The following is a 10,978-nucleotide window of genomic DNA, read 5'->3' on the forward strand; positions in this document are numbered from 1 at the left end:
TTGCCCGCGCTGCGCCCCGCGGAGCTCAGCCGGGCGCTGCGCGGGGCGGCCAACGGCGCCTGGGTCAACGGTGCGGTGACCGGTGCCGGGGTGGCCGCGTTCGTGGCGGACGCCGCCGGGGTGGGCACGACGATGTACGCCGTGCCGCCAGGGACGGCGTTCCGGCCGAGGTTCGGCGGCGCGTCCCGGGCGCGGCACACGGCGGGCGGGGGACACGAGCTGGACTTGCCGGACATCCCGGGACTCAGGCGCGACGTGGACACGCCTGAGGACCTGAGGGCAGCGGTCGCGCTCGGCGTGGGCGCGAGGACGGCCTCGCTCGCCGGTGAGCTGCTTGGTGCTTAGACGCGCACGACGTGCTGTTCAGATGTGCACGACCGGGCAGGTCAGCGTCCGGGTGATCCCTTCCACGGCCTGGATCTGGGCGGCCACAAGCTTGCCGAGTTCGTCCACGTTCTCAGCCCGCGCGCGCACTATGACGTCATAGGGGCCGGTCACATCCTCCGCCTGCGTGACCCCGGCGATTTCCGCTATCTGCCGGGCCACGTCGGCGGCCTTGCCGACCTCGGTCTGAACGAGGATGTATGCCTGCACCATGGCGTCCTCCTAGGGGCAGAGTAGGACAGCTGCCCCTGTTGTGTCACGGTACCGTAGTGGTCCAGACCGGTGTCGCTCCGGTGTGGCACTTTTAGGGTCGAATGTGGCGAGGCGGCGCGGGGAGGCGTGATCACTGGCTCTGGCGAATCCCTGGCTGACCTGGGCGAATGGGGGCTGATCGCGGCGCTGGCCGCACAGCTGCCGCCGGGGCCGGGCACGGAACTCGGCATCGGCGACGACGCGGCGATAGTGTCGGCACCGTCCGGAAGCGTGGTCGCCGCGGTCGACATGCTCCTTGAGGGCAGGCATTTCCTGCTCTCCTGGTCGTCCGGGTACGACATAGGCGTGAAGGCCGCGGCGCGCAGCCTCGCGGACATCGCGGCCATGGGCGCGGTGCCGACCGCGCTGCTCGTGGCGCTGGGCGCGCCGGGCACGCTGACGGCGGGGTGGGCGCTCGACCTGGCCGCCGGGCTGGCCTACGAGGCCGGCCGGGCCGGCGCCGGCGTCGTCGGCGGCGACACCGCGGGCGCGGACTCGGTGCTGTTGTCGGTGACCGCGCTCGGCGACCTGTCGGGCCGCCCGCCGCTGCGGCGCGCCGGCGCGAGGCCGGGTGACGTCGTGGCCGTCGCGGGCCCGCTGGGATATTCGGCCGCCGGGCACGCGCTGCTTGCCGCGGGCGTGACGTCCTTCCCGGCGCTCGTGGCGGCTCACCTGCGCCCCGCGCCGCCCTACGACGCGGGCCCAGAGGCGGCGCTGCTCGGCGCCACCGCCATGATCGACGTCAGCGACGGCCTGGTGGCCGATCTCGGCCATGTGGCCGATGCCAGCGGTGTCTGGATCGACATCGACACTTCGGCGCTCGCGACCGGCGACCCGCTTGCCAGGGCAGCCGGTGCTCTTCCCCCGCCATCAGGAACGGGCCCCCCCGTCTCCCCCGCGGCCCTTGCCCTGCGGTGGGCGCTGGCCGGCGGCGAGGACCACTCGCTGGTCGCCGCGTTCCCGCCGGCGGCGGCGCTGCCGGCCCGGTGGCGCGTGATAGGCACGGTGCGCGAGGCGGTCGTGATCGCGCGTGGCGAGCCTGGTGCCGACGCGGGTGGCGCCGCCGGCGGCCCCGCCCGGGCGGGCCGGGTCACCGTCGATGGCGTCCCCTACGAGGGGCCAGGCGGCTGGCAGCACTTCCGCTGACCGCCGCAGCCGCTGACTCTCGCGCCCGCCGACTGTCCCGGCTGCCGGCTCTCCTGGCCGGTTAGCGGCTGACCTTGCCCGCCTTGATGCAGGAGGTGCAGACGTTCAGGCGCTTGCGCCTTCCGGGCACGATAGCGCGAACGGTCTGGATGTTGGGGTTCCAGCGGCGGCGGGTGCGGACGTGCGAGTGCGAGACGTTGTTGCCGAAGCCCGGCCTCTTGCCGCATATGTCGCAGACGGAAGCCACGGCTGCCTCCATTGATCGGATTAGTAGAGTCTGTCGGCGCCTGCGCCCGCGACGATGGATGCCAGCAGGAACGAGGCAGCTTGCAGAGCATACCCGAACTGCCGCCGCCGCGCGAACCACCCGCCCAGGAACCGCCCGCCGCCTCGAAGCGTTCGGGTCGGCCGCCGCGACTGGCGCTCACGCCCAACTTAGGATACACGAGGTATGGACAAAACGGACAAAAGTGGCGAAAAAACAGGCGTTTCGTGTCCTATCTAGTAAAAAGTGTCCCAGCATCTGAGACGACCGCCAGCGTCTTGTCCCAGGACCGGAGGGACCAGCCGGGCCGCGCGCATCCGCAGCACCGGTTCTGGGCCGGAATGTCGGCCGGCGCTTCTATGCTGCCAACTGTGACCACGCTCCGCGATCCGCTGATCCGGCCGCTCGGCCGGAGGACGAGCGACGTGTTCGAGAGCGTTTTGGGCCTGCGGACGGTTGGCGACCTGCTCAGGCATTACCCCCGCCGGTACTACACGCGGGGCGAGCTGACTGGCCTGGCCGGGCTGCGCGAAAACGATCACGTCACGGTCCTCGCGCGGGTGGCGCAGGTGCGGCTGGTCCCCATGCGCGGGCCGAACTGGAGGCAGCCGAAGGGGAGGCCGCTGCGGCCAAACGAACGGGCCGAGGTGATCGTCACCGACGGCACCGCGATCCTGACGCTGACGTTCTTCGCCAAGGCGGCATACCACGTTAGGCAGCTGCAGCCGGGCACGCTCGGGCTGTTCGCCGGGACGGTGTCGGCCTTCCGCGGTCGCCGCCAGCTGGTGCATCCGGAATACGAGCTGCTGCCCGACGCATACGAAGACCACCGGATCACCGCCGAACTGGCCGCCGAGTACGCGACCGAGCTCATCCCGATCTACCCGGCCAGCGCCAAGCTCAGCTCCTGGGCCATCTCCAGGTCGATCCAGGTCATCTTGGACACGCTGGACGCGGGCGAAGACCCGCTCCCGGAAGACATCAGGCAGAAATACCGCCTCTGGCCGCGGGAGACGGCCATCCGCGCGATCCACCGGCCGCACGATCGCCAGGACCTGGATCACGCGCGGAAGCGGCTGAAATGGGATGAGGCGTTCGTCATGCAGGCGGCGCTCGCCCAGCGGCGGCTGGCCGCTGCGGCCATGCCCGCGGTGCCGCGGCCGCCGGTGCCGGACGGGATCGCGGCGGCGTTCGACGCCAGCCTGCCGTTCACGCTGACCGAGGGGCAGCGGCTGGTCGGTGAGGTGATCACCCGCGACTTGTCGTGCGCTTACCCGATGCACCGGCTGCTGCAGGGAGAGGTCGGGTCGGGCAAGACCGTGGTCGCCGTCCGGGCCATGTTGCAGGTGGTGGACGCAGGCGGCCAGGCAGCGCTGCTCGCGCCCACGGAGGTGCTTGCCCAGCAGCACTACCGGTCGATCACGCAGCTGCTCGGCCCGCTCGCCTCCGCCGGTCAGCTCGGCGGCGCCGAGCAGGCGACACGGGTGGCGCTGCTCACCGGGTCGACGGGCAGGGCGGCGCGGCGCAGCGCGCTGTCCGACGTCTTCACCGGCGACGCGGGGATCCTGATCGGGACGCACGCCTTGCTCGAGAACAGCGTCCAGTTCGCCGATCTCGGGCTCGTGGTCATCGACGAGCAGCACAGGTTCGGCGTCGAGCAGCGCGATGCGCTGCGCGAAAAGGGCTCAGGGGCCAGGCCGCACGTGCTTGTGATGACCGCGACCCCGATCCCGCGGACGGTGGCGATGACCGTCTTCGGCGACCTGGAGGTCTCGACGCTGGCCGAGCTGCCCGTCGGCCGCCTGCCCGTCGTCACCCACGTGGTGCCGGCGGCGGAAAGGCCCAGGTACCTGGAGCGGGCGTGGGAGCGGATACGCGAGGAGGTCGCCGCGGGCCGCCAGGCGTACGTGGTGTGCCCGCGCATCGGTGGCGAGATGCCCGGCGCGGACGCCGAAGGCGAGAGCGTCGCAGCCGAGGACATCGGGGACGCGTCGGCCAGGGACTCGACCGGCGCGGACGAGTCCGCCCTGGACGGCGATGCCTACCTCTTCGGCGGCGAGGCGGCCGACGGCGCCGCGGGCGCCGACTTCGCGTCCCGCCGCCCGCCGCTTGCCGTCCTCGACGTGGCACCGGAGCTGGCCGAGGGGCCGCTGTCCGGGCTGCGGGTGGGCATTATGCACGGACGGCTGAGCCCGGACGAGAAAGACCAGGTGATGACGGTGTTCGCCGACGGCGGGATCGATGTGCTCGTCGCGACCACCGTGATCGAGGTGGGCGTGGACGTGCCGAACGCGACGACGATGGTCATCATGGACGCCGAGCGGTTCGGCGTGTCTCAGCTGCACCAGCTTCGTGGCCGGATCGGCCGGGGAGAGGCTGCCGGGCTCTGCCTGCTCGTGACCGAAGCGCCGGAGGGCAGCCCTTCCCGGGACCGGGTGGATGGCATCGCCGCGACGTCGGACGGCTTCCGGCTGTCCAGGCTGGACCTGCAGCAGCGGCGGGAAGGCGACGTGCTCGGGGCCGCGCAGGCGGGCAGGCACAGCAGCCTCAAGATGCTGCGGCTGCTGTCCGATGAGGAGCTGATCGCGTTCGCCCGCGAGGAGGCGTCGGCGCTCATCGCGGCGGATCCTCAGCTCACCGGGCACGCCGCGCTCAGTCAGGCGATCGACGACATGCTCGGCCCCCAGCGCGCCGAGTTCCTTGACAAGGCCTGACGGCGCGTCCGGCGCCGGTGCCGACAGCCGGCCGTGGCGGGCTGCCGGGCTGCCAGACTGAAGGCATGACACGCGTCATCGCAGGTGCGGCTGGCGGGCGGCGCCTGGCCGTCCTGCATGGCACGGTTACCCGCCCGACGAGTGACCGGGCCAGGGAGGGCCTGTTCGCCTCGGTGCTGTCGGAGATCGGCTCGCTCGACGGCAAGCGCGTGCTCGACCTGTACGCCGGTTCGGGCGCCGTGGGACTTGAGGCGCTGTCCAGGGGAGCCAGGCATGTGCTGCTCGTGGAGTCCGATGCCCGGGCTGCCGCGGTCATCAAGGCGAACATCGCGGCTGTGGGCATCGCCGGCGCGGCCGTCGTGACCGACCGCGTGGAACGGCTGCTGTCGCGGCCGCAGGCGGATCGGCAGGGCGCGCCTTTCGGCTACGACCTGGCGTTCGCCGACCCGCCATACGCCGTCTCCGCCGCGGCCGTCACCCGGGTGCTGACGCTGCTCGCGACCGGCTGGCTGACCGCGGGCGCGCTGGTCGTGGTCGAGCGCGCTACCCGGTCAGGCCCGTTGGACTGGCCCCCCGGCTACCTGCCGGGAAAGTCGCGCAGGTACGGTGAGGCGACCTTTTGGTACGGCCGGCATGGCAGCGGCATGGCCGCAGCACAGACCCCCCATAACGGCGCCCCGGCCGGCGCATGAGGAGTGATGCCGAGTGCAGCGAGTGGTATGCCCTGGATCGTTTGATCCCGTCACGAACGGCCACCTGGACATCATCGGCCGGGCGGCCGGCCTGTATGACGAGGTGGTGGTCGCGGTGCTGGTCAACCTCACCAAGCGGAGCCTGTTCACCGTGGACGAGCGGCTCGAGATGCTGGGCGAGGTCACGCGCGGCTACGGCAACGTGCGCTGCGAGCGCTTCCACGGGCTGCTGGTCGACTTCTGCGCGGCCAACGGCATCACCGCGGTGGTCAAGGGCCTGCGGGCGGTCAGCGACTTCGAGTACGAGATGCAGATGGCGCAGATGAACTACCGGCTGGCCAAGGTCGAGACCTTGTTCATGACGACCAACCCGCTGTACTCGTTCCTGAGCTCCAGCCTTGTCAAGGAGATCGCCAAGTACGGCGGCGACGTCAGCGGCCTGGTCCCCGAATACGTCCTTGAGCGACTGCGCTCTCGCCTCGCCGAGGAATAGCCGCGGCCGGATGCCGTCGAGTTGGGAATAGCGCGCGCCGCCGGTACGCTAAACGGTCGGTTTGGTAACTGCCCACACGGTAGACTGTGATGTCTAAGGTAAACGGAAAACCCGTCGCGCGCGGAGTGCCCGGTGCGCACGGCCAGGGTCCTGGCGGCCATGGCCGTGGCAGCGGTGACTTCGTGTTCGACATGCGGTCGCTCGGTCGGCGGCCTGGCTTCTTCCGGGAGGAGACGCGTACGGCGCGTGCGCCGGACGGTCTCGGATCGGGGCTAGTCTTGGTGCCTGCCGGTGCGGACGTGGCTCTTGACCTGCGGTTCGAGGCGGTTTCCGAGGGGGTGCTCGTCACCGGCTCGGCGGTCGCCCCGCTGGCGGGCGAGTGCGCGCGGTGCCTGGACCCGCTGGCCACCACGACGGAGGTCAGCTTCCAGGAGCTGTACCGTTACCTGCCGGACCCAGGTGAAGACGAGGCCGACGACGAGGAACGCTTCCTCGACGGAGACCTGCTTGACCTGGAGCCGGCGTTCCGCGACGCGGTGGTGCTTGCGTTGCCGCTTTCGCCGCTGTGCCGGGAAGACTGCCTTGGGCTGTGCGCCGAATGCGGCGTCCGGCTCGCCGAAGCGGGTCCGTTCCACGGGCACGGTGCGGACGCGGATCCCCGCTGGGGTCCGCTTGGCCGGCTTGATTTTTCTGACCGAGAAGAAGACTGACAGGAGAGCTGAAGTGGCTGTTCCCAAGCGGCGAATGTCGCGCAGCAACACCCGCTCACGGCGCGCCAAGTGGAAGACATCCGCGCCGACGCTGGTGAGCTGCCCGCAGTGCCACAGTCCGAAGCTGCCGCACGCTGCCTGCCCGACTTGCGGGACCTACCGCGGGCGGCAGGTCATCACGCCGGCCTGAGCGTTATGTAGGGAGCGCCGGTGAGCGGTCGACGTAACGACGGGGACGGTACGGACGCCAGGGACCCGGCTGAGCTGTCGAACACTCTCGGGGTGCCGATCAGCGCCGCCACCCTGGAGCGTGCGCTCACCCACCGTTCATTCGCCTACGAGAACGGCGGCCTGCCGACCAACGAGCGGCTGGAGTTCCTCGGCGACTCGGTGCTCGGCCTCGTGGTGACGGACACGCTGTTCAACGGTCACCCGAACTTGCCCGAGGGCCACCTCGCGAAGCTGCGCGCCGCGGTCGTCCAGATGAGCGCGCTCGCCGAGGTCGCGCGCGAGCTTCAGCTGGGCGCGTACGTGCGGCTTGGCCGGGGGGAGGAGGGGACTGGCGGCAGGGACAAGCCGTCGATCCTCGCCGACACGCTCGAGGCGGTCATTGGCGCGACGTACATCGATTGTGGGCTCGACGCCGCGAGCGCGCTCGTGCACCGGCTCTTCGACCCGGTAATAGAGCGTTCGGCCCTGCTTGGCGCGGGGCTGGACTGGAAGACCTCGCTGCAGGAGCTCACCGCCGTGCGCGGGCTTGGCGTGCCCGAGTACGCGGTGAAGGACACCGGCCCGGATCATCAGAAGCTGTTCCGCGCGGTGGTGAAGGTGGGCAACAGGGAGCTCGGCTCGGGCGAGGGCCGGTCGAAGAAGGCCGCCGAGCAGCTGGCCGCCGAGGCAGCGTATGAGGCCATCACGGCCGAGGCCGCCGAGGCCGCCGAGGCCGCCGAGGCCGACGGGCCCGGACCGGCCGCGCCCGCAACGGGTGAGTCAGCGGCGGGCGCTCCGCCCGTGGCGGACGGCTAGCGCGTCGGCCGGGTGAGGCAATGCCCGAACTGCCCGAGGTCGAGACCGTCCGCCAGGGCCTGGAGCTGCACGTAGTGGGCCGCACGATCGCGGACGTGCAGGTGTTTAATCCGCGCGCGGTGCGGCGCGACCTCGCGGGCCCGGCGGGTTTCGCCGCGGCCCTGGCCGGACGAACGGTCAAGCGCGCCGAACGCCGCGGCAAGTACCTCTGGCTGATCCTTGACGACGATGAGGCGCTGCTCGGCCACCTGGGAATGAGCGGCCAGCTGCTGGTCGGAGACCCGGATCGCCCGCTGACCCCGCATGTGCGTGCCCGGTTCACCTTCACCGACGGGGGACCGGACCTGCGCTTCACAGACCAGCGCACGTTCGGCCACCTGATGCTGTGCTCGCTGCGGGGGGACGACCCCCCTGCACCCCCCGTACGGGGGGGCTCCGCGCCCCCCCGTTCCCCCGGCGGGGGGGACGACCCCCCTGCACCCCCCGTACGGGGGGGCTCCGCGCCCCCCCGTACGGACGACCCCCACGACGGAGGGGACGGCGGAGGGGGCGACCGCGTGGCGGTTCCGGCACCGATCGCGCATATCGCGCCGGACCCGCTGGAGCCGGCGTTCGACCCGGCGGCCTTCGCGGCCAGGTTGGGCCGGCGCCGCACCGGGGTCAAGCGCGCGCTGCTCGACCAGTCGCTGGTCAGCGGCATCGGCAACATTTACGCCGACGAGGCCCTCTGGCGCGCCCGGCTGCACTGGGCCAGGGCGACCGAGACGCTCAGCCGCGGCGAGGTGTCGAGGCTGCTCGCAGCCGTTACGGAAGTGCTGTCCGAGGCGCTCACGGCCGGGGGCACCTCGTTCGACGCGCTGTACGTGAACGTGAACGGGCAGAGCGGCTATTTCGACCGGTCGTTGCAGGCGTACGGACGCGAGGGCGAGCCGTGCAGCCGGTGCGGCACCCCCATCCGCCGCGATTCGTTCATGAACCGCTCGGCGTACAGCTGCCCGCGCTGCCAGCCCCGCCCCCGCCGCGCCCACTGGTGACCCGGCGGCCACGGCACCCCGCCATCCCGCGCACTTGACCGGAAAATGGGCTCTGTCTCACATCTCTCGTGAAGGTCGCGTCCTGGTAACGCGCCGATCTGCCGATAGCCGGGGCCGCCCTGGCTGCACGCAGCCGGATGAATGTGACAGTCAGCCGCCTCTAACCGGCTCGATGCCACATTCATCCGCCGTCGGCCGGGGGACATCGGATTAGCCGAGCGCCGGACGCGGCGGGGCGCGCCGGGACGCGGCGGACGCGCCGGGACGCGGCGGACGCGTTCGAAGGCCGCTGAACCACACCAGACTCACCAGAAAGGAGCCCGGTGTCTTCGATGCCCTAGATGTAGGGGTTCACGGCCATTGGAGTTTGTTAAGCCATTGGATCTTTGGTACGATAAGTCACATAACGGGTAGCGCGGGGCTCTCAACTTGACCGTAAAAGGCCATGGTGAGACCCTGTACCTGTTGATTGCACGCCTGTGCGTGCGGATAATCCGTGCCCACTCTGGTCACTCAGTGTGGAGGACCTTTCACCATGGCGAAGGCTCTATTCGGCCACGTCGGCGGTCCCGATCCGCGCATCGTCTCCGAGATGCGACGTCTCCAGCAGCGTGTTCGCGACCTGGAAGCCGAGCTTGTCCGGCTCCAGGAAGTGAACGACGCGCTTGCCGCGGGCGTCAGTCACGAGGACGTGCTCGTACTGGACCGTGAGCCGGCGCTTACCTGACGATCTCAGGAGCGCTGGCGCGCCACAGAGGCGCGACACGGCACAACCGCAGAACGAACCAGGGACGCCCTCCCGGCGTCCCTCTTCGTTGTTCCGCGGCTGACGCGGCTGACGCGGCTGACGTGGCTGACGCGTACCGGATTCGCCCGTTCCAGGTCCCGATTTCCGCCACGGCAAAGCGGCTGTGGCGTACAACACACTGGCGTCATTAGGCAGTTGTAGCCTGGCGTGGTCCCTTTACCCTGATGTTCTTCGATAAGACGCCTGATGTTCAGGGGGATTTCCGGTTCCGCGCCGTTTCCGGCGGTTGGCCCCAACTGGCGGTAGTGTGCGGGAGGCGGCCGTTCGCCACGGACGCGGCCCAGGGGGAGGAGGCGGCGCGTGTACCTGAAGTCCCTCACCCTGCGCGGGTTCAAGTCGTTCGCCTCCGCCACCACGCTGCGCTTCGAGCCGGGCATCACCTGTGTCGTCGGCCCGAACGGCTCAGGGAAGTCCAACATCGTCGACGCCCTCTCCTGGGTGATGGGCGAGCAGGGGGCCAAGACCCTGCGCGGCGGCAAGATGGAGGATGTCGTCTTCGCGGGCACCACCTCCCGCGCACCGCTCGGCCGCGCCGAGGTCATGCTCACGATCGACAACAGCGACGGCTCGCTGCCGATCGACTACGCCGAAGTGACGATCAGCAGGCTGATGTTCCGTTCCGGGCAAAGCGAGTACGCCATCAACGGAGACACCTGCCGCCTGCTGGACGTGCAGGACCTGTTGTCCGACAGCGGCCTCGGCCGCGAGATGCACGTGATCGTGGGGCAAAGCCAGCTCGACGAGATCCTGCACGCCGGCCCCGAGGCCAGGCGGGCGCTGATCGAGGAGGCGGCCGGCGTACTCAAGCACCGCAAGCGCAAGGATAAGGCGCTGCGCAAGCTCGACGCGATGCAGGCCAACCTGACCAGGCTCGTCGACCTCACCGCCGAACTCAACCGGCGCCTGAAGCCGCTCGGCAGGCAGGCCGAGGTCGCCCGCAAGGCCGCGACCATCCAGGCCGAACTGCGTGACGCGCGGCTGCGGCTGCTCGCCGACGACTACGTGACCGTGCGTGACGCAGAAGTGCAGCAGGCGGCCGATGAGGCCGCGATCCGCGCCCGCCGCGAGGCCCTCGAGGGCGGCCTCGCCGCCGCCCGCGGGGACGAGGAAGAACTCGACCGCCTGGCACAGGAACGCGGCGCGGAGCTCAGCCAGGCGCAGCAGACCTGGTTCGCGCTGTCCTCGCTGACCGAACGGATGCGCGGCCTCGCCGGGCTGGCCGCCGAGCGGGCCCGGCTGCTCTCCGCCGATCCAGAGCACGACCGGAGCGGCACGCCCCCCGGCCGCGACCCCGACGAGCTCGAGGGGCAGGCCGCCGGACTGCGCGCGGAAGAAGCCAGCCTCACCGACCGGCTGGCGCTCGCCCGCGACGTGCTCTCGGCCGCCGTCGCCGAACGGTCCGCCGCCGAGGCGGCCCTCGCCGCCACCGAGCGCAGGCTGGCCGACGAGGCCCG

The 10,978-nt window shown here is 70.9% G+C and carries 12 protein-coding genes and 1 pseudogene; 11 read left to right on the plus strand and 2 right to left on the minus strand.

Annotated elements, in window-relative coordinates; translation table 11 throughout:
- A pseudogene (locus Q1N79_RS18205) lies at positions 1-345 on the plus strand (hypothetical protein); the annotation flags it as partial.
- A gap of 18 nt (positions 346-363) precedes the next feature.
- On the opposite strand, the gene Q1N79_RS18210 reads toward Q1N79_RS18205, so the two are convergent.
- Entirely contained in the window at positions 364-597 is a 234-nt protein-coding gene (locus tag Q1N79_RS18210; RefSeq protein WP_300610437.1) for an Lrp/AsnC ligand binding domain-containing protein, read from the minus strand.
- A gap of 126 nt (positions 598-723) precedes the next feature.
- Between Q1N79_RS18210 and Q1N79_RS18215 the strand changes: the two genes are divergently transcribed.
- Positions 724-1,782: a thiamine-phosphate kinase gene (locus tag Q1N79_RS18215; RefSeq protein WP_300610439.1), complete on the plus strand. Its 1,059-nt coding sequence runs from the start codon at positions 724-726 to the stop codon at positions 1,780-1,782.
- Positions 1,783-1,843: 61 nt separating this feature from the next.
- Here Q1N79_RS18215 and rpmB read toward each other — a convergent pair whose 3' ends face one another.
- The gene (rpmB, locus tag Q1N79_RS18220) at positions 1,844-2,029 is read right to left on the minus strand and encodes a 50S ribosomal protein L28 (RefSeq protein WP_300610442.1); all 186 of its coding nucleotides are present in this window, start codon (positions 2,027-2,029) and stop codon (positions 1,844-1,846) included.
- A gap of 389 nt (positions 2,030-2,418) precedes the next feature.
- Between rpmB and recG the strand changes: the two genes are divergently transcribed.
- The 9 genes from recG to Q1N79_RS18265 form a co-directional block, all read left to right on the plus strand.
- Complete coding sequence (gene recG, locus Q1N79_RS18225) at positions 2,419-4,761, plus strand: ATP-dependent DNA helicase RecG (protein ID WP_300610445.1); 2,343 nt, start codon at positions 2,419-2,421, stop codon at positions 4,759-4,761.
- 65 nt (positions 4,762-4,826) lie between these two features.
- Positions 4,827-5,453: a 16S rRNA (guanine(966)-N(2))-methyltransferase RsmD gene (gene rsmD, locus Q1N79_RS18230; RefSeq protein WP_300610447.1), complete on the plus strand. Its 627-nt coding sequence runs from the start codon at positions 4,827-4,829 to the stop codon at positions 5,451-5,453.
- Between the two features lie 13 nt (positions 5,454-5,466).
- Complete coding sequence (coaD, locus tag Q1N79_RS18235) at positions 5,467-5,946, plus strand: pantetheine-phosphate adenylyltransferase (RefSeq protein ID WP_300610449.1); 480 nt, start codon at positions 5,467-5,469, stop codon at positions 5,944-5,946.
- 299 nt (positions 5,947-6,245) lie between these two features.
- On the plus strand, positions 6,246-6,656 hold the full coding sequence (locus tag Q1N79_RS18240; RefSeq protein ID WP_367185094.1) for a DUF177 domain-containing protein: 411 nt from the start codon (positions 6,246-6,248) through the stop codon (positions 6,654-6,656).
- A 13-nt stretch (positions 6,657-6,669) separates the two neighbouring features.
- Positions 6,670-6,846 carry a 50S ribosomal protein L32 gene (gene rpmF / locus Q1N79_RS18245; RefSeq protein WP_300610451.1) on the plus strand — a complete coding sequence of 59 codons (177 nt, stop codon included), beginning with the start codon at positions 6,670-6,672 and terminating at the stop codon, positions 6,844-6,846.
- A 74-nt stretch (positions 6,847-6,920) separates the two neighbouring features.
- Positions 6,921-7,682 (plus strand): ribonuclease III, encoded by a 762-nt coding sequence (rnc, locus tag Q1N79_RS18250; protein ID WP_300610462.1) that lies wholly within the window; start codon positions 6,921-6,923, stop codon positions 7,680-7,682.
- 20 nt (positions 7,683-7,702) lie between these two features.
- Positions 7,703-8,716 carry an Fpg/Nei family DNA glycosylase gene (locus Q1N79_RS18255; RefSeq protein WP_300610453.1) on the plus strand — a complete coding sequence of 338 codons (1,014 nt, stop codon included), beginning with the start codon at positions 7,703-7,705 and terminating at the stop codon, positions 8,714-8,716.
- 535 nt (positions 8,717-9,251) lie between these two features.
- The gene (locus tag Q1N79_RS18260; RefSeq protein ID WP_300610455.1) at positions 9,252-9,443 is read left to right on the plus strand and encodes a hypothetical protein; all 192 of its coding nucleotides are present in this window, start codon (positions 9,252-9,254) and stop codon (positions 9,441-9,443) included.
- 381 nt (positions 9,444-9,824) lie between these two features.
- Positions 9,825-10,978: AAA family ATPase (locus Q1N79_RS18265; protein ID WP_300610457.1), on the plus strand; the 1,154-nt coding region annotated here is incomplete at its 3' end.

The organism is Trebonia sp., from assembly GCF_030042015.1.
Lineage (GTDB): Bacteria > Actinomycetota > Actinomycetes > Streptosporangiales > Streptosporangiaceae > Trebonia.

Coding starts and splice junctions, on each gene's coding strand:
- Q1N79_RS18210 (WP_300610437.1), bottom strand. CDS start 597: ATGGTGCAGGCATACATCCTCGTTCAGACCGAGGTCGGCAAGGCCGCC.
- rsmD (WP_300610447.1), top strand. CDS start 4,827: ATGACACGCGTCATCGCAGGTGCGGCTGGCGGGCGGCGCCTGGCCGTC.
- Q1N79_RS18255 (WP_300610453.1), top strand. CDS start 7,703: ATGCCCGAACTGCCCGAGGTCGAGACCGTCCGCCAGGGCCTGGAGCTG.
- Q1N79_RS18260 (WP_300610455.1), top strand. CDS start 9,252: ATGGCGAAGGCTCTATTCGGCCACGTCGGCGGTCCCGATCCGCGCATC.